Source organism: Emticicia agri (assembly GCF_004168285.1).
GTDB lineage: Bacteria > Bacteroidota > Bacteroidia > Cytophagales > Spirosomataceae > Emticicia > Emticicia agri.
Genome location: NZ_SEWF01000008.1, coordinates 1 through 18,265, shown reverse-complemented (window position 1 = coordinate 18,265; position 18,265 = coordinate 1). Strand labels below are relative to the sequence as shown.

The window sequence follows — 18,265 nt, the reverse complement described above, 5'->3', positions numbered from 1 at the left end:
AATTGATTAAAAATCAATTGCTTTGGTTTTATTTGTGTGAAATTTATCAGACTCTTTTATCCAATTTACTAACTCAAACTCTGAAGCGAAATGGCAACTAATAAGAAATCCGAAACCACTGACAAAGTTGAAGAAACAAGTATCCCATCAGATGCAGTAGCAGATGCTAAAGCGGCTGTAGCTGAAACCATTGAAGCAGGTAAAGAAAAAGCTGCTGAAATCAAAGAAGAAGCAGCCGTGGCTGCCGAAGAAGCAAAGGCTGTAGCTGAGGCGAAAGTAGAAGAAGCTGCTGCCAAAGTAGAAGAAATAAAAGCCGAAGCTACTGAAGCTGCGGCAGATGCCAAAGAAGCGGCCGCTGACAAGATAGAGGAAGTAAAAGCCGAAGCAGAAGAAAAAGCTGCCATTGGCGGAGCAAAAGCAGAAGAGGTAAAAGAAGCTGCTAAAGAAAAAGTAGAGGAGTTGAAAGAAGAGGCTGCCACTAAAGCTGAAGAAGTAAAGGCAGCAACTGAAGAAAAAATAGCTATAGCAGAAGAGAAAGTTGAAGAAGTGAAAGCCGAAGCCAAAGAAAAGGCAGCAGAAGTAAAAGAAGAAGTAACTGCTAAAGTTGAAGAAGTAAAGTCCGTAGCAGAAGAAAAAGTAGCTATGGCAGAAGAGAAAGTGGCGGAGGTAAAAGCTACTGTAGAGGCAAAAGTAGAGGAGGCTAAAGAGAAAACAACCGAAACTGTAGCAGAAGGTAAAGAAAAAGTACAATCATTTACCGAAACTGCTACAGATAAAATCAATGATTTGAAAGAAGATGCAAGTGATGCTTTTGATGCGGCAAAAGTAAAAGCACAGGAAGCAGCGGCTATTGCGGCAGACAAATTTGAAGATTTAAAAGAAGATGCTAAAGAAGCAGTAGCTAATGCAAAAGTAAAAGCGCAGGAATTAGCGGCTGAAGCCTCTGAAAAAATTGAAGAGCTGAAAGCCAAATATGTAAACGAAGAAAAGATTAACGAACTGAAAAATCAGGCGGCTGAAAAATTAGATGATATTAAAGAAGATGCGGCAGAGGCATTGGAAACAGCTAAACTAAAAGCACAGGAGTTAGCCAGTGAAGCCTCAGAAGCGGCCGAAAAGGCCACCCAAAAAGCCAAAGGTTTCTGGGCTCGTCTGTTTGGCAGAAAGTAAGCTAAACGACAATAAAATTGTTTTTGTTTGGTACTCACCGAATGAATTCGGTGTCTAAGATAACAAAGGATTTTTTTATACAGTGCCGGACTTAAGTCCGGCGTGCAATTAGAATAATTCCTTTGTTACCTTAGCCAGCGACCGCGACGGCGTCCGTTTCATTCGCTGTATTTATAGGATTTATCAAACCAGAAATTTGCCCAAAGTCTGTAATTTCATTTCGGTTTCAATCCATTCTTTTTCGGCATTTGAGTCGGCCGTGATGCCGCAGCCTGCGTAGAGGGTAGCTATCCCATTCTGTAGTTTCATGGTACGCAGATTAACAAAAATATGTGATTCCTGCTGAATATTTACCGGACCTAAAAAACCACTATAAAACTCACGGTCATATTTTTCGTTGGCTAAAATAAACTGTCTGGCAGGTTCTTTGGGCATTCCGCAAACGGCAGAGGTCGGGTGCAGTAAATCCAGCATAACAGTTGCCATTTCCGGGAAGTTGATTTCAACAGTGTCCACAATAAAATCCATACGCAGGTGCATCAAATTCCCTGCTATTACAGTTTTCGGCCCTTCTTCTTCAAACTCACGTACCCGTATTTTTTTCAGGCAACTCACAATATAACGGCTTACGAGGGCATGTTCCTCAATTTCTTTTTGTCGCCACAAAGCCTCAGATGGTTTTATCAGATTGCCATCGGCATCAAAGGCCGATTGTGTCCCTGCCAGCGCCATTGTACGGAATATTCCCTGTGCATCCTGACTTACCAGTGTTTCCGGTGAAGCCCCCATCCAGACCATACCTAAACTCGGGATAGATACCACCGATACAAAAGCATTAGGATAAGCCACACATAATTTATCAAAAACCGTTACTATTTCAAAATCGGTAGGAATACTGAAATTTTTAGTTCTTGAAAGAACCACTTTCTTGAATTTCCCGGCCTCAATATCATTGATTGCCGTATTTACCTCTTCAATAAATTCTTCGCTTGAAGTAGTATTTGCCACTGCACCATTCTTTAAACTGAAAAAGGGTTTGGTTGAGGGTTGGGCATTCAGTAAATCTATAAAATCGGGGTCAACAGAGGCAGGAACAATTATTTCCTGAAAGGTTTCGTTTTCAGAGGTAGCTGCATCAGAAAAAATATAGTGTAGGTCAGCTTTTAGAAAATAAGTATCGTTGCCATCAGGATTAATAAAAGGCGAGAAGGCAAATCCGGGACCCAACTCTTCAAATTCTATTTTAATCTGTTCAGGATTCTTAAGGAAAGAGGTAAGGAAGTGTTTATCGTTTTGTTTAGGTAAACGCCACATAGCTGTCGGAAAACCTGATTCAAGCGCTGCATTCCAGAGGGTTTGTCTATAAGTACTGGTCTTTAAGTTTGTTGTTGTCATATTACAAAACTATATCTTAAACAAAAAACCAAGATATAATGTATTTATTGAAGCCTTTATTGATATAACAAATTTGAGGCGAAAACCTTTCAAAAAAAAGCGGATTTTTTCTGATATATCTTTATTCGTTTAAATTTGTCAGAAATCTGCAAGAAAATGCGCAAAGCTATGAAAAAAATATATTACCTACTATACTGGATAGCTTACACAGCCTATGCCAATGATACCAAAGGTATCACTTTCAGCGAAGGTACATGGGCGCAAATACTCAGCGAAGCTAAAAGTCAGCGCAAACTGATATTTATAGATATGTACACTACCTGGTGTGCGCCATGCAAAGTAATGGATAGAAATGTATTTACCAATACCGAAGTAGGAGAGAAGTTTAATGCTTCGTTTATCAACTATAAAGTTGATGCCGAGAAAGGAGAAGGCAATACGCTGGCAAAAAAATATTCGATTTCGGGCTACCCGACCTATCTTTTTATCAATGCCGAAGGCGACGTGGTTTATCGTGCCATTGGCTCTATGTCAGCCCAGAAATTTATGTCAGAAGCTGATAAAGCCTTACAGGCAGGCATTGATTACAAGCCGATTGCTGCACTGGAAAAAGATTTTGAGGCAGGACGCAGAGACGCTGAATTTTTGCACGAGTTTCTGAAAAGAAAAAAGCTGAATGGTGAACAGAATGCCCTGATATTAGATGAGTATCTGAAAGCCATTCCCGTATCGGCACATAAGACCGAAAAGGTATTGATGATAATTTCGGAGAATATCGGAATGATTGACACCAAAGCCTTTGAGATTCTGGCTAATGCGCTCGACCGATTTATGAATATGACACCTGAGCAACAGAAATTTGTGTTGGATGGTATCTCAAAAGCCAAGCGGAATACCTTTAAAAAAGCCATAGAATCAGCAGATAAAGAACTATTTGAACGATTAATCAGTGCAGTAAGACAGACCTCTTACAGCGAAGCAGGATTTGAAGCAGAGGAAAGGCAGTTCAGGTTAGATTTTGCCAAAATAACCCGTGATGCAGGAAATTTCAGAATGATTGCTTCTAAAGAGGGTGCCAGACTGATGGAGAAAACCAACGAACAACTGGCAGAAGAATCGCAACAGAAAACAGAAAGGTTTATACAAGGTGCCAAAGCCAAAGGTATCAAAGACAATACCATGCAATACCTGTCGGCTGTAGAAGACATGAAGAGCAGCGCTGAAAAACTGACCTCTTTTCACTTGAACGAGTATGCCTGGGGGTATTTTCAGTTGATTGAAAATAAAGAGGAACTGGAAACAGCCCTGAAATGGTCGGAACGTTCCATAGAACTATTCAAATCTCCTGTTAATTTAGATACCTACGCCAATCTGCTATCAAAATTAGGCAGAAGAAAAGAAGCCATCAGAACTGAAAAAGCAGCCATCAAATTAGCCAAAAAGCAGGGTATTGAGACTAAGGAGTTGAAGTTGGCTTTGAAGGAGATAAAGCGGAGGTAGTCATTTGTGGGGCGAACTTCCAGTTCGCCTTAGATACTGAAAAATAGGCTTGAGTTATTAATAAACTTACTTTAGAAACTGCTTCTATTGCTTGACTTGCTATAAAAAAGATTGATATTAGGCGAACTGGAAGTTCGCCCCACAAATAACAAAAGCACCTAATCTCCCCCAATCTCCCAATTTGCCGTTTTAATCTCGGAATTTGTCGATTTTCTTGGAAGTATGCCCAACAATGAAGTATTTTTATTGGAATATTATTTTTCAAATAAAAAAATGAAAGTATCTAAGAAAAATCCTTCCAAAAACCTGAAAATTTTCTTATTCTTTGCTTTTTGTCTGTACCTTATCAGTTCTTGTAAATCCAGTCAGCCTATCCAGAATACCGATAATGGTAACAATACGGCTACTGCGACAACTGCCCCTCAGCAAGACCTGGTAAAAGACGTTATCAACTCATTTTCTTCCACTTCACCACAGATGTTGCTCCCTGCAGGAGCAGACCCGAATAGTGACGACTGGAAGGGGGTTGACCTGGAAGCTAAAAAACCTGTTATCCCACTCTATGCTTCAGAAGAAGCCAAACATTTCTTACTTCCGCCCGGCTACCGCATTGAACCTGTTCTGACCGAACCTGCCATTCAGCAACCCGGAGCGATTGCCTTTGATGGGAACGGCCGTATGTATGTGCTTGAACTAAGGTCTTATATGCTTACTGCTGACTCTAAAGATGAATTGGAGCCGACAAGCCGCATTTCAAGATGGGAAGATAAAGACAACGACGGCGTGTATGAAACCGGAACTACTTTCATTGATAATCTAATATTCCCTCGCTTTGTATTGCCTTATGGCAAAGATTGTGTGCTAACGATGGAATCTGACGCTGACAATGTGTATAAATACACCGATACCGATGGCGATGGTAAAGCGGATAAAAAAGAATTATTTACCAACAAATACGGCCGCTCAGGTAATGTAGAGCATCAACAGGCTTTTATGTACTGGGGCATGGACAACTGGCTGTATAGTACTGTTAATGCTTTTCGTGTAAGAGAAACACCTGGTGGGGTTATTCGTGAAAAAACGGGCTTTAACAGAGCGCAATGGGGTATCACGCATGATGATGATGGCAAATTGTGGTTTCAGGGTGGTGCCAGTGGCTTGCCATCATATTTCCAGTTTCCGATTCACTACGGAAATTTTGAAGTGGCTAATGAATTTGCCAAAGGCTTTGATATTCCTTATGGAGCAGCCGTAAAAATATCGGATATGCAGGGAGGTATGGACGAAATCAGACAGCCTGATGGTTCGTTGAAACGGGTTACCGGTTCAGCAGGAAATGACGTATATCGGGGAGACCGCCTACCGGAATCACTAAGAGGTCAGTACTTTTATGGTGAACCGGTAGCCCGGATAGTTCGTCAGATTAATCCTGTGGTGAAAGAGGGGTTAACTACTCTTCATAACGTGTACCAGGATCAACAATCAGAGTTTCTGCGTTCTACCGACCCGCTTTTCCGTCCGGTTGATATGGCAACTGCGCCTGATGGCACTATGTATATTGTAGATATGTATCATGGCATTATTCAGGAGGGGCAATGGACACAAAAAGGTACCTATCTGCGTACCAAAATTGAGCAATACCAATTAGATAAAGTGGTGGGTTTAGGCCGCATCTGGCGCATTACTTATGATGGTAAAGAGCGTGATAAAACCAAGCCTAAAATGCTGAACGAAAAAACATCAGCCTTGGTAAAGCACCTTGAACACCCGAATGGCTGGTGGAGAGACGCCGCTCAGCAATTAATTGTATTACGCAAAGACCTTTCGGTAGCACCGGCTTTAGAAAAAATGGCATTGACCAGCCCGAATGTACTGGCAAGAATGCACGCCATCTGGGCATTGGAAGGCTTGAATGCTTTGAAAACAGAAACGGTACAAAAACTATTGAGCGATGCTAATCCTCGTATTCGTGTACAGGCACTAAGAGCAGGAGAAACTTTATATAAAGAAGGTAAAAAAGAGTTAGAAGCCAGTTATAAAGCAGCTTTAAGTGATGCAAATACCGATGTGGCTGTGCAGGCCATGTTGAGTCACAAGTTTTTGAAACTGCCTGATTTAGAAGCTAACATCAAAAATACGGTAGAGAAAAACCTGGCCGCAGGTGTAAAATTAGTTGGTGCGCAGATTATAACTCCGCCAAGACCTACGAGAGGGCTTGGGATAATGGCAGAGTTGAGCAAAGACCAGCAGGAAATGCTGAGTCGTGGGGCAGTGATATACAATGAACTATGCTCGCAATGTCATGGCAATAATGGCATGGGTACTCCGGCGGGCGACGGTAAATTGTTGGCTCCGGCATTGGCAGGTTCTGCCCGTATTCAATCACATCCTGAATACGCCATCAGGGTAATATTGCATGGCATGGATGGAGCCATTGAGGGCAAAACCTATGCAGGGGGCATGATGGCAAGCATGAAAGAACAACCCGACCAATGGGTAGCCGATATAGTTTCTTATATCCGCAACGGACTCTCAAACGATGCTTCGTTGATTTCAAAAGATTTAGTAGCTAATATCCGTCAGAAAACAGCCGACCAGACAGGCATGTATCAATACGATAAACTGATTAAATTAGTACCGCATGAATTGCAACAACGTGAAGGCTGGAAAGTAACCGCCAGCAACACAGCCTCTACCCGTATAGGGGGGAATGTTTCACCAATTAGTGCCTTTACTTATGAAGGATGGTCAACCGGAGTAAAGCAGGAAAAAGGCATGTGGTACCAGATTGAGTTTCCGAAAGAAACGGCGGTGAGCGAAATACAGTTTAATTCGGCAGCTATGGTAAAAAGAGGCTGGGTACCCAAGCCTAATACGCCACCCGGCCAAAGACCGATGGTACAGACCCATCCAAGAATGTATATCATAGAAACTTCATCAGACGGTATAAACTGGCAACAAAGCCTAAGCTCACAAAAGGGAAATGATGGCGATAATGTGATTGCATTGAACCCTAAAAAAGCGAAATTTATCAGAATAAAACTCGACCAGGGTATAGATAATCCTGAAGACGATATCCCGTGGACAATGAAACAACTCAAAATATTTGAACTTAATTAATAACCGGAATCGGTATAGTAAATTTTCATAATCGTAATAAAGTAAGTGAAACATAATCATCCAATGGAAAAATCAAACAATCCCTCTGTGTCACGCCGCCAGTTTTTAGGAACTGCCGCAGCACTTGTTTCAGGTTCGGTCTTAGCAAGCAATTCGGTGTTCGGAGCGCCTGCTTATATTAAAAACCTTTTCGGGCCTAATTCACTCATTAATGGTGTGCAGATTGGCGTTATCACGTACTCGTTCAGAGAAATGCCTGACCAAAGTGCAGAAGCTGTTTTGCAATATGTATTAGAGTCGGGTATCAGTGCCATTGAATTGATGGGCGACCCTGCCGAAATCTATGCAGGTAAACCTAAAAGCTATGTTGATATGCGTTCTGTTTTTCCGTTGATGAGAAAAAGAAACGAAAAACAGGAGTTAACCGAAGAAGAAAAAAAGAAATTAGAAGATGCCGAAGCACAAATGAAATCTTATAATGCCGAAGTGGCTAAATGGAGAGCAGGCGCTTCTATGGCAAAATTTGAAGAATTAGGCAAAACCTATAAAAAAGCAGGCGTTTCTATCTATGCTTTCAAACCCAATGCGTTTGGCAGAAACAACAGCGATACTGAAATTGAATTTGGTATGAGAGCCGCTAAAGCTTTGGGTGCCAATCAGGTAACCTTAGAACATCCGTCTAACGACGAACATACGTTAAAATTAGGTACTATTGCACAAAAAGTAGGTGTAAAAGTAGGTTATCATGGCCACGAACAACAAACCTATACTTTGTGGGATACAGCATTGGCACAATCTCCAGCCAATTCATTGAACCTTGATTTTGGTCATTTTGTAGCGGCAGGTAACCCAACGCCATTAGATTTCATCAAGTTGAAACATGACCGTATCGTGAGTATGCACTTAAAAGACCGTCAGACTCCGGCACATGGCAAAGGTAACGTCGTATGGGGACAGGGAGATACACCTATCAGAGAGGCTTTAAAATTGATGAAAGACAATAAGTACAGTTTCCCGGCTACTATTGAATTAGAGTACAAAGTGCCGGAAGGCTCGAACCCGGTTGCAGAGGTGAAAAAATGTTTAGAGTTCTGCAAGAGCTCTTTGAGTTAGTAAGTAGATATTCTATATATTCGGTCCCGGCTTTGCTATCATTGTGAAGTCGGGATTTTTTTGTTTAGCTTGAGTACGCTCAGATTCTCCCGAGTGCGAAAGCCAATAACATGGCAAGGGGACTCTGAGATTTTTAGAGAGCGGATTAAAGTTTGTAAAGAAAAAATAATAAAAGTATGATAATTTTAAGCGAAAAGAATTGAAACATTTTGTTAAAGTACGACGTTTCATTAATAAGAAATGAGTATAACTAAAGCAGTAAATGATATGATAAAATCCACGAGCATAAAAATAGCAGGTTTAGTGTTCACTATTTTATGCCTCTTTAGTTGTCAGAATAAATCCCAACAAAATACTATGCAAACTGAAGAACTCAAAAAAGGAAATCCGTATTATTCGCATACCGATAAAACACCCTTGCACGTAAGTGATGCCGAATGGAAAAAAGTATTGCCGCCTGATGTGTATGCCATTATGCGTCAGAAAGCTACTGAAAGAGCTTTTACGGGTAAATACTGGAATTATACAGGTAAGGGAACCTATTACTGTGCGTCTTGTGGTAATAAGCTATTCCGCTCCGATGCCAAGTTTGCCAGTATGTGCGGTTGGCCGAGCTTCTTTGAGCAGGAAGACGCCAGCAGTGTGGTTTATGAAGAAGATTACTCGCATGGCATGCACCGCACAGAGGCCCTTTGCGGACGCTGTAACGGTCATTTAGGCCACTTGTTCGACGACGGCCCTGCGCCTACACACAAACGCTATTGCATGAATTCTATCGCTATGGATTTTGAGCCGGATGATAAGACGCAGTTGTAACCCAGAATGAAACACTTACAAACAGGACAATTTCATGGGCAAACCAACCGGACTATCAGGTTGGATGGTGTTACTTTGACCGATACCGAATATACGCTTGATACAGTAGACTGGCATTATCACGAAAACGCCTATTTCACTTTTATTCTGCAAGGAAAAGTAATAGAAGGGAATAAGAAAGAAGTCTACAATTGTGATGCCGGAAGTTTGTTGTTTCATAACTGGCAGGAACCTCACTATAATATAAAACCTCCCGGTTTTACCCGTGGTTTTCATATCGAATTAACCAATCAATGGGTGAGAGAATTAGATTTTAGTTTAGATAACCTTACAGGGAGCCTCAATATCTCAAATCCTGAATTGAAATTTCTGCTCTATAAAATTTTCAGAGAATCGAAAACCGATGATATGACTACGACTCTCGGTATTCAGACTTTACTGCTGCAACTCCTGAGCCAGATGGAGCGGGAGGGTCAGACACCGCTCTATAAAAATCCGGCCTGGGTAAACCAACTGAAAGGATTACTACATGATACTTTTGCCGACCAATGGAGCCTTACTGAATTATCAACAGAATTAGGTATTCACCCTGTACATCTTTCGAGAGATTTCTCTAAATACTTTCATTGTAATATCGGCGAATACATCAGGAAACTGAAAGTCGAAAAATCGCTTTCATTACTTTCTCAAAAAAACAAATCATTGGCTGATATTGCTTTCGAATGTGGTTTTGCCGACCAGAGCCATTTTGCCCGCTGTTTCAAAGCCGTTAATGGTATCAATGCTTTAGAACACCGTAAAAATGTGCTGAATTAGGCTTTGATGTTAATTCTGTTCTATTTTTTACGGTAAAGAGGCGCTTACCTTTGTGATTCACAAAAAATGAAGAAATGAAAAAGCTAATCTTAACTTTATTGGTATTATTTCCGGTATGCCACGCTACTTACGGACAAACTAAAGACCTTGTGCAAACCGATGGTTTTGTCAATCCTCTGCATCAGGCGAATGTCGGGCGAATTGCTTTCCTGCCAGACAATATTCCCATAGAACAATTGAAAGAAAGTGATTTTCTGACAAGTTTTGAGTTGAAGCCTGTTTCTGATTTAAGCATCAGACCTTTTTTAGCTAATTCTATTACCAATTATCTGCATCAGTTAGCACCTGATGTACCGGCCGATGAAATCATTACGAAAGGGAATTACCAGTTTTCTTTTTATGTTGACGGAAAACTGATTTACAAAGAAAATCTGCATCATGGCGCAGGGCTGAAAAAACATACTACTACCACTTTCAGAGTACCCATCACTACCTCAAAAGGTGAAGACTGGTGGGCGGTATATATGTTCAATCGATTTTTATTGAGAGGGGGCGAAGATGCCCTGACAGACGGAACCCATCAACTGAAAATAGAGATGCGCCCTTATATCAACTTAGGGCAAGAGGTAAAAGTAGGCGATTTGATTGCTCTGGGAGACATTAAACTTATTATTAAAACACCTGAACTCACACGTGAGCAAATAGCTGTACAACCTATTCAACCAAATTCGGGTTGGGAACTTTCCAAGGCTGCTGTTGATACACAGAAGATAGAAGAAATGAACAGACTGATTGCGCTGAATAAGTTAAAGGAAATAACCAGTGTAGTAGTAATCAAAGACGGTAAATTGCTGCTGGAAGAGTATTTTAATAAGGCAGACAGAAATACCTTGCACGATACTCGTTCAGTAGGCAAATCTTTTGCCTCTGCCATGATGGGCATTGCCATTCAGGAAGGCTATATTAAAGATGAGAACCAGACGCTGGATAAATTCTATGATTTGAAACAGTATGCCAATTATAGCACAAAGAAAGATAGTGTTAAAATAAAGGATTTGCTGAGAATGAGTTCAGCCTTTAATGGGTCTGATAGTAATATGGAATCACCGGGTAATGAAGAGTATATGTATCCAACGGCTAACTGGGTAAAATTCGGATTGGATTTAGGAATGGATGACAAGAAAATCAGTGGTAATCAATGGGATTATTTTACTGTCGGAGTAGTATTGTTAGGTGATATTCTGAATAAATCTGTGCCCGAAAGTCTGGAAAAATATGCTGATAAAAAGCTATTCAGTCCATTAGGGATTACCAGATATGAATGGCAATATACACCGCAAAAGGTAGCTAACACCGCCGGAGGTTTGCGCATGTCGGCACTGGATTATGCTAAATTCGGACAACTCTACCAGAACAAAGGTAAATGGAATGGCAAACAGGTTATGTCTCAGCAATGGGTAGCAAAAACATTTACTAAATACCTGCCAATTCCCGGCAGAACCAATGAATATTATGGCTATTTATTCTGGAATAAAACTTATACTATCAATGGTAAAGACTACGAAACTTTCTATTGTGCCGGTAATGGTGGTAGCAAAATATTTATCTTCAAAGATATACCTCTGACAATAGTCGTTACTGCCAAAGCTTATAACCGCCCTTACGGCCATCCACAGGTTGATAAAATGATGCAGGAATATATTTTACCTGCAGTGGTGCGATAGCTATTTGAAAATTTTTAACCACGGAGGTGCACGAGGTTTTGCACGGAGTTTCACGGAGGGTTTGGATATAAAACTCTGCGTTACTCTGTGCAAAACCTCGTGCAACTCTGTGGTTAAATTTTATTTATTTTCATTAGCTTTGTAATGACTGATAGCACATTATATGAAAAAACACCTCGTTTGGATACTATTAATCGGTAGCATAAACCTGACCCATGCGCAAATGAAATTTGTAAAAGGGCAGGAGAGAAGCATGCAGCAGATATTAGCAGAAGCCAAAGCTAAAAAGCAGATTATTTTTGTGGACGTATTTACTACCTGGTGTGGCCCTTGCAAATGGATGGACGAACATACTTTTGCCGATGCCCGTGTGTCGGAGAAATTCAACAAGCAATTTATTAATTTCAAAGTCGATGGAGATACTTCAGAGGGGCAGGTGGTCAGAAGTCTCTACAAAGTAGGGGCATACCCAACTTACCTGTTTATTGCTCCCGAAGGAAAAGTTCTCCATCGAATAGAAGGGGTCATGCCGCCCCAGGTTTTTATGGATGAGGCTGATTTTGCTGTGAAACGGGCAAAAGAAAATTAACCTAAATCTTCAAAACGCTCAAGCATCAGAATAGACGCCTGTGGCAGAATTACATATCTTTCGCCCTCATACATTACCTCAATGGCATGGCGTTGCAGATAAATAGCCAAATCGCCTTCTTGTGCCTGTAAAGGCATATATTTTACTTTTTCTTCGGTTTCTTTCCAGGGTTCGTCTTCTGTCTGTTGCGGTAGAGGGTAGCCCGGCCCGACCTTGATGATGTATCCGGTCTGTACTTCTTCTTTTTCTGTTACGGTAGGGGGTAGATATAAACCTGAATTGGTTTTATCAGACGGATTATTAGGTTTTACCAATACTTTGTCGCCTACTACAATCAGCCTTTTCAATTTGTTATCTGCGGTTACGCCAATCATAAATAATGAATCTAAGTGGAATCGTATTAAAAATATTTTTGCCACAATGTACAGATGGTACACAATGTTGCACAATGTTTTTCAATTGAATAATGTAACATTGTGTTATTTGTGTACATAGTGGCAATTCTAATTTAAAAAATGACTACAAAATTAGTAGAAAATATAAGACTTCCCGAATTGGTTTCAGGAAGTCTTGTGAAAAGCAAACGCAAATGCTCCGGAAAAAGTTTTATTTCAGAACCTGATACACTCCCAATGCTGCTACATAAGCCAGCACCGACATATAGCCTAACTGAATAAGCGGCCACTTCCAGCCTTTGGTTTCACGGTAAACCGTGGCAATGGTGCTCATGCACATCATGGCAAATACATAAAATATCAGTAATGAAAAAGAAGTGGCAATCGAAAAAGAGGGTTGACCTGTATTAGCATTAATCTCGTTGCGAAGTCGGTCTTTAATGGTGCTTTCGTCTTCGGGGTCTGCCCCTATGCTGTAAATAGTTGAGACAGTTCCTACAAATACCTCACGGGCTGCAAACGAAGTAATGAGCGCAATGCCGATTTTCCAGTCATAGCCTAAAGGTTCGATGGCAGGTTCAATAAATTTGCCAAAATGCCCCGCATAAGAGTTTTCAAGACGCACAGAAGCAATTTTAGAAGCTAATACTTCAGGTAACTGATTTGGGTTTTCGGTCAGTACCTGTTTTTCAGCCTGCTCCATCTCATCACCCGGGCCGTAAGAGGCCAGTACCCAAAGTACTATTGAAATAGCAATAATCACTTTTCCGGCTTCAAAAACAAAGGTTTTTACTTTTTCTATAATCATAAACCCTACCTGTTTCCAACGTGGCATTTTATAGGTAGGCAACTCCATAATAAAATAACTGCGTTCTTTCGATTGCAGAATCAGTTTCATCATCCAGCCTGCTATTAGAGCCGATAAGAAGCCTAAGAGATATAACCCCATCAAGGCGATTCCCTGCATATTAAAAATACCTAATACTTTGGTATCCGGCACAACTAATGCAATCAGAATGGTATAAATGGGCAATCTGGCCGAGCAACTCATTAGTGGTGTAACCATGATGGTAATGAGGCGGTCTTTCCAACTACCAATGGTACGAGCCGACATGATGGCCGGTACTGCACAGGCCATACTCGAAATTAATGGAACAACTGATTTCCCACTCATACCAAAGCGGCGGATGAGTTTATCCATGAGTACCACTACACGTGCCATATAACCCGACTCTTCGAGAATAGAGATAAAAGCAAATAAAAAGGCAATCTGAGGAATAAAAATAACTACCCCACCTACTCCTGCAATTAAGCCATCAGTTAGTAAACTTACTAAGGCACTCTCGGGCAATACTGATTTCAACCACTCATTCAGCCCTGCTACCCCCTGGTCAATTAAGTCCATAGGGTATTCGGCAAATGAGAAAACCGACTGGAAAATCAGGAACAGAATACCCAAAAAAATGGCGTAGCCCCAGATACGATGCAATAATATTTTATCGATTTTTTCCGAAACGGTTTCAGTCTTAACACCTGTTTCGTGAACCACCTGAGTCAATGTACTGCTGATGTCATGATAACGGTCAATTGTTTCGGCCGATTGAAAGGCATCGGCATTGAAATTGTATTTCTCAACAAGCGTTTGCAAATCCTTCTGGGCAATATCACCTAAGAACATGAGTTTAGGCGCTTGTGCCGCATATTGCAAGGCGAGGTATTTATTGGAGATATTATATTTTTTACGAACCTCTGAAGCAATGGCTTCTGATTTCTCATCAAAAATAGGAGGATTAATATGAGTTTTCCGGGTTTCAAGCTGAGTCAGAATGGTGTGTTTCAGTCCATCTATTCCGATTCCCTGACGGGCATTCAGTTCTACCACCGGAACACCTAAAATCTTCGATAACTTACCCGAATTGATAGAGATACCCATTTCTTCGGCTACGTCAAGCATATTGAGGGCAAGAATGGTCGGAATCCCCAAATCGCTTACCTGCTCAAAGAGCAGCATATTACGTTTCAGATTTGAGGCATCGGCTACTACAACGGCTACATCGGGGTATTCCGGGTGTTGCGGGTTGGCTAATACTTCTAATACCACCTGTTCGTCTAACGAATTAGGGTAAATACTATAAGTACCGGGTAAATCAAGAATCTGTATATCGGTTTTTGCATCTATCCGGCAGAAACCTGTCTTTTTATCAACGGTAACACCCGGAAAGTTTCCGATTTTTTGCCGGAGTCCGGTCAGTTGATTAAATAAAGAAGACTTTCCAGCGTTCGGGTTTCCCAGCAGGGCTATAACTTTTTTTTCTTTCACCTTAATTCCAGGAATTTAAATAATCAAGCCGGTTTATGCCTGATTGGGTTTCAATACAATGGTTGCCGCCTCTCTTTTTCTGAGAGAAAGATGATAACCCGCCACTCTGATACCAACGGGACAACCTAATGGAGCGATGAAATCTAAGGTAACCTCGGTTCCGGGCAAACAACCCATCTCTAATAATTTCAACGACATAACAGGGTCTTTGAAAGTATTAATAATCCCTTTCTCTCCAATGTTCAGGTCTGCAACAGTTTTTTCGGGAAACTTCACCAAATCTTATTTAGAATTATTTTAAATTGAACGCAAGTTTACAAGTTTTGGTTCGTAAATAAAAATGATTTTTATCATACTGTATTATAAGGCTACAATTGACCGGCGGTAATACCCAAGAAATGCAGGAGTTTATGCAACTGAACAAAAACCAATTGTGATACATTGTGTAATTCGTGTACTTTGTGGCTATTAATTTTTTATAGACAAAAACCCTGAAAAAAAGAATTAAAATCATAAAATCCTAATCGTTTGCGTAGTACCTTTGTACCACGATAGTACGACAAGGTATCGTGTTTCAGTACATGCAAGAAATCAGGGCACTTATAGAAAAAGAAATTCGTTTAGAATGGCGTCAGAAATACGCACTCAACGGCATGTTACTATACATTGTGAGTACGGTTTTTGTGTGTTATATGAGTTTCAAATTAAAGGTTGATATCATAGAACCTATCACCTGGAATACCCTCTTCTGGATTATTTTATTATTTACCGCTGTTAATTCCATCACTAAAAGTTTTACACAAGAGGGCGCAGGCCGCCAACTCTATTACTATACGTTGGCAAGTCCGCAAGGTATTATTATCTCAAAGATAATCTATAATACCCTGTTGATGTTAGTCTTGTCGGTATTGGGTTTTGTGGTTTATGTGGTAATGATGGGTAATCCGGTGGGTAATCTGCCTCTATATCTGGTTTGTATTTTATTAGGCTCTATCGGTTTTTCAACTACCCTTACTATGGTGGCCGGAATAGCCTCAAAAGCAGAAAATACCTCAACGCTGATGGCAATTCTGAGTTTCCCGATTATTCTGCCTATGCTCATGATGATAACCAAATTATCCAAGAGTGCGATGGACGGTCTGGGTTGGGAGACAAGTTATGATGAAATTGCCATTTTATTAGCGATTGATGCCATAGTACTCAGCATTAGCTATCTGCTTTTCCCGTATTTGTGGAGAAGCTAATGAATTTGATAAATTGTTTTTATAATATAAGTATCTGATAAGAATTAGTTTATATTTTATTCACTAATTCGAAATTCACCGCGGCGGCGGACCGCTAATTCACGATTGATATATGCGAAAATCCTGGTGGAAAATTCTTTGTGTAGTGCTTTTGTTCTACACCCTTATACAAGGGCTTATTGGTGCCATACCTCGCCAACCTGTACTCAACGAAACCCTGCGTAATGTGTATTTTCATGTGCCATTATGGTTTGGTATGATGACCCTGATGGTGGCGTCTGTATGGTTTGGTATTAAGTATCTGAGAGGTGGAAATATACAGGATGATGAGTTTTCGTCAGAATTTGCCAATACTGCAATTCTTTATGGGGCATTAGGTTTTATTACAGGTGCTGTATGGGGAAATTATACATGGGGCGACCCGATACCGAAAGACCCGAAAATTATTGCGGTAGAGGTAGGCTTACTGATATACTCGGCTTATTTTGTCCTGAGAAGTTCGTTTGAAGATGAGCAGAAAAGAGGTCGGTTGTCGGCGGTTTATAATATTTTTGCCTTTGCGGCTTTTATGCCACTGGTTTGGATTTTACCACGCATGACAGACTCTTTGCACCCGGGCAATGGAGGCAACCCGGCCTTTGGTAAATACGATATGGACAACCGTGTAAGAATGGTATTTTACCCGGCCATTATTGGCTGGACTATCTTAGGCGTCTGGATAACAAGTTTAAGAATCAGGCTGAGAATCATTAAAAGACTGAAGACTGAGCAGTTATAGATTTTATGGAAATAAACCTTTTGGCTTGGGTTATTTTTAAAGAATAGAGCTTTGAATATATCATCTCTACGGGACTTAATAGGTGTTTTAGTTGTCATTTCTACCGCGCGGCGGCCGCCGATATATTATCCCTATGGGATATTAGACAATGTTTTTTGATGATTTTAGTCCCTACGGGTAGGGTGTCCAATAAAAGAAAAAGTTCTTGCAATTTTGTAATTGGAAAAGAACAAAATATATGCAAGAACCCAAGCAGTGGAATGCTTTAGGAACAAATATAGCTGAATTAAAAGCAAAAGTCAAAAATAGCCGAACAGAGCTTAGACAACTCAGACAGCGACTGAAAGAATTAGAGGCGAGTCGGGATTTGTGGAAGCGTAAATATAAGACCTTACAATCCTCAGAATTGCGTTCTGTCAAGCAAAATTCAGGTCGGATTACTAAAGCTCAAGGATATCAGTACAGTGTTCAGACTATTCAAATGAGTGTATACTTATACTTGGTTTTAGGCTGTGGCTATAGAGGAATTGTAAAGATTTTGCTATACATTCAGTTAGAATTCGGTGTTTTAGGCGTCTTACCCAGTAAAAGTATCATTGCTGTATGGGTGCAGAAATTAGGCTACTATAAATATACTCATCCAGTCTGTGAGCTTGGTAAGTCCTATGGTTTAATCATTGATGAGTGTATGGTAATCGGTCAGCAAAGGTTAGTACTTATCTTGGGAGTAGCTGCCCAAAAAGAGCAGCCAACTGCTTTAAACTATGAACAGGTCAGTGTTTTGTCTATCGCAGTGCGATCATCCTGGAAAGCGGAAGATATTAGGGCAGAGATTGAAAAAGTGACAGAAAAAATGGGTAGTAAACCTGTCTATATTATCAGTGATGGCAATAGTAATTTACGCAAGGGTATTGGTGATAGTGGTTGTATCAGGATTGCAGACGTCTCTCATCAAATAGCCTTGATAGTAGAGAAACACTATCGTAACCATGGTAAGTTTATCAGTTGGCAGCAAGCCATCGCACAGGCTAAATTTCAAGGAATCATGAGAGAGGTGGCCTACTTGCTTCCACCTAAACAAAGAGTGATTGCTCGGTTCATGAATTTAGAGCCCAGTATTGTCTGGTCAAAGAAGATTATTACTTGTTTTGAAACCTTTTCAGCCAAAGAACAAGACTTTTTTAGACCTATCAAACAGCATCAGGGCTTAATTGAAGAGCTTCAAGCAGTTTTTCAAATGAGTCAACAGGTAATAGATTTACTGAAAATCAAAGGGTTATCTTAT

At 40.6% G+C, this 18,265-nt stretch carries 15 protein-coding genes; 11 read left to right on the top strand and 4 right to left on the bottom strand.

What is annotated here, in order from left to right:
• The first annotated feature begins 90 nt into the window (after positions 1-90).
• Positions 91-1,170, top strand: a complete 1,080-nt coding sequence (locus EWM59_RS07055; protein WP_130020250.1) for a hypothetical protein — start codon at positions 91-93, stop codon at positions 1,168-1,170.
• A 183-nt stretch (positions 1,171-1,353) separates the two neighbouring features.
• Here EWM59_RS07055 and EWM59_RS07050 read toward each other — a convergent pair whose 3' ends face one another.
• Positions 1,354-2,565, bottom strand: a complete 1,212-nt coding sequence (locus EWM59_RS07050) for a chorismate-binding protein (protein WP_130020249.1) — start codon at positions 2,563-2,565, stop codon at positions 1,354-1,356.
• 168 nt (positions 2,566-2,733) lie between these two features.
• Here EWM59_RS07050 and EWM59_RS07045 point away from each other — a divergent pair, with 168 nt between their 5' ends.
• The 7 genes from EWM59_RS07045 to EWM59_RS07015 all read left to right on the top strand — a co-directional run bounded on the left by EWM59_RS07045 (position 2,734) and on the right by EWM59_RS07015 (position 12,243).
• Positions 2,734-4,065: a thioredoxin family protein gene (locus tag EWM59_RS07045; RefSeq protein WP_165372130.1), complete on the top strand. Its 1,332-nt coding sequence runs from the start codon at positions 2,734-2,736 to the stop codon at positions 4,063-4,065.
• Positions 4,066-4,338: 273 nt separating this feature from the next.
• Positions 4,339-7,185, top strand: a complete 2,847-nt coding sequence (locus tag EWM59_RS07040; RefSeq protein ID WP_130020247.1) for a DUF7133 domain-containing protein — start codon at positions 4,339-4,341, stop codon at positions 7,183-7,185.
• A 63-nt stretch (positions 7,186-7,248) separates the two neighbouring features.
• Positions 7,249-8,298, top strand: a complete 1,050-nt coding sequence (locus EWM59_RS07035; protein WP_130020246.1) for a sugar phosphate isomerase/epimerase family protein — start codon at positions 7,249-7,251, stop codon at positions 8,296-8,298.
• 357 nt (positions 8,299-8,655) lie between these two features.
• The gene (gene msrB / locus EWM59_RS07030) at positions 8,656-9,114 is read left to right on the top strand and encodes a peptide-methionine (R)-S-oxide reductase MsrB (protein ID WP_130020245.1); all 459 of its coding nucleotides are present in this window, start codon (positions 8,656-8,658) and stop codon (positions 9,112-9,114) included.
• Between the two features lie 6 nt (positions 9,115-9,120).
• Entirely contained in the window at positions 9,121-9,930 is an 810-nt protein-coding gene (locus tag EWM59_RS07025; protein ID WP_130020244.1) for a helix-turn-helix domain-containing protein, read from the top strand.
• A gap of 74 nt (positions 9,931-10,004) precedes the next feature.
• Positions 10,005-11,654, top strand: coding sequence for a serine hydrolase domain-containing protein (locus tag EWM59_RS07020; RefSeq protein WP_130020243.1), 1,650 nt, complete (start codon positions 10,005-10,007; stop codon positions 11,652-11,654).
• Positions 11,655-11,817: 163 nt separating this feature from the next.
• A complete protein-coding gene (locus EWM59_RS07015; RefSeq protein ID WP_130020242.1) occupies positions 11,818-12,243 on the top strand; it encodes a thioredoxin family protein in 426 nt (141 codons plus the stop codon).
• Here the strand turns inward: EWM59_RS07015 and EWM59_RS07010 are convergent.
• The 3 genes from EWM59_RS07010 to EWM59_RS07000 all read right to left on the bottom strand — a co-directional run bounded on the left by EWM59_RS07010 (position 12,240) and on the right by EWM59_RS07000 (position 15,234).
• Positions 12,240-12,617, bottom strand: coding sequence for a co-chaperone GroES (locus tag EWM59_RS07010; protein WP_130020241.1), 378 nt, complete (start codon positions 12,615-12,617; stop codon positions 12,240-12,242). The genes EWM59_RS07015 and EWM59_RS07010 overlap by 4 nt on opposite strands.
• Before the next feature lie 232 nt (positions 12,618-12,849).
• Positions 12,850-14,958 (bottom strand): ferrous iron transport protein B, encoded by a 2,109-nt coding sequence (gene feoB / locus EWM59_RS07005; RefSeq protein ID WP_130020240.1) that lies wholly within the window; start codon positions 14,956-14,958, stop codon positions 12,850-12,852.
• 33 nt (positions 14,959-14,991) lie between these two features.
• On the bottom strand, positions 14,992-15,234 hold the full coding sequence (locus EWM59_RS07000; protein WP_130020239.1) for a FeoA family protein: 243 nt from the start codon (positions 15,232-15,234) through the stop codon (positions 14,992-14,994).
• Positions 15,235-15,539: 305 nt separating this feature from the next.
• Between EWM59_RS07000 and EWM59_RS06995 the strand changes: the two genes are divergently transcribed.
• The 3 genes from EWM59_RS06995 to EWM59_RS06985 form a co-directional block, all read left to right on the top strand.
• Positions 15,540-16,202: a heme exporter protein CcmB gene (locus tag EWM59_RS06995; protein WP_207219949.1), complete on the top strand. Its 663-nt coding sequence runs from the start codon at positions 15,540-15,542 to the stop codon at positions 16,200-16,202.
• Between the two features lie 112 nt (positions 16,203-16,314).
• Entirely contained in the window at positions 16,315-16,980 is a 666-nt protein-coding gene (gene ccsA, locus EWM59_RS06990) for a cytochrome c biogenesis protein CcsA (RefSeq protein WP_130020237.1), read from the top strand.
• A 238-nt stretch (positions 16,981-17,218) separates the two neighbouring features.
• The coding region (locus EWM59_RS06985; protein ID WP_130020236.1) for a hypothetical protein at positions 17,219-18,265 on the top strand (1,047 nt) is incomplete at its 3' end.

Excerpts from the sequence above, each read along its gene's own strand:
- EWM59_RS07055 (WP_130020250.1), top strand. The coding sequence starts at position 91 with ATGGCAACTAATAAGAAATCCGAAACCACTGACAAAGTTGAAGAAACA.
- EWM59_RS07050 (WP_130020249.1), bottom strand. The coding sequence starts at position 2,565 with ATGACAACAACAAACTTAAAGACCAGTACTTATAGACAAACCCTCTGG.
- EWM59_RS07045 (WP_165372130.1), top strand. The coding sequence starts at position 2,734 with ATGAAAAAAATATATTACCTACTATACTGGATAGCTTACACAGCCTAT.
- EWM59_RS07040 (WP_130020247.1), top strand. The coding sequence starts at position 4,339 with ATGAAAGTATCTAAGAAAAATCCTTCCAAAAACCTGAAAATTTTCTTA.
- EWM59_RS07035 (WP_130020246.1), top strand. The coding sequence starts at position 7,249 with ATGGAAAAATCAAACAATCCCTCTGTGTCACGCCGCCAGTTTTTAGGA.
- msrB (WP_130020245.1), top strand. The coding sequence starts at position 8,656 with ATGCAAACTGAAGAACTCAAAAAAGGAAATCCGTATTATTCGCATACC.
- EWM59_RS07025 (WP_130020244.1), top strand. The coding sequence starts at position 9,121 with ATGAAACACTTACAAACAGGACAATTTCATGGGCAAACCAACCGGACT.
- EWM59_RS07020 (WP_130020243.1), top strand. The coding sequence starts at position 10,005 with ATGAAAAAGCTAATCTTAACTTTATTGGTATTATTTCCGGTATGCCAC.
- EWM59_RS07015 (WP_130020242.1), top strand. The coding sequence starts at position 11,818 with ATGAAAAAACACCTCGTTTGGATACTATTAATCGGTAGCATAAACCTG.
- EWM59_RS07010 (WP_130020241.1), bottom strand. The coding sequence starts at position 12,617 with ATGATTGGCGTAACCGCAGATAACAAATTGAAAAGGCTGATTGTAGTA.
- EWM59_RS06995 (WP_207219949.1), top strand. The coding sequence starts at position 15,540 with ATGCAAGAAATCAGGGCACTTATAGAAAAAGAAATTCGTTTAGAATGG.
- ccsA (WP_130020237.1), top strand. The coding sequence starts at position 16,315 with ATGCGAAAATCCTGGTGGAAAATTCTTTGTGTAGTGCTTTTGTTCTAC.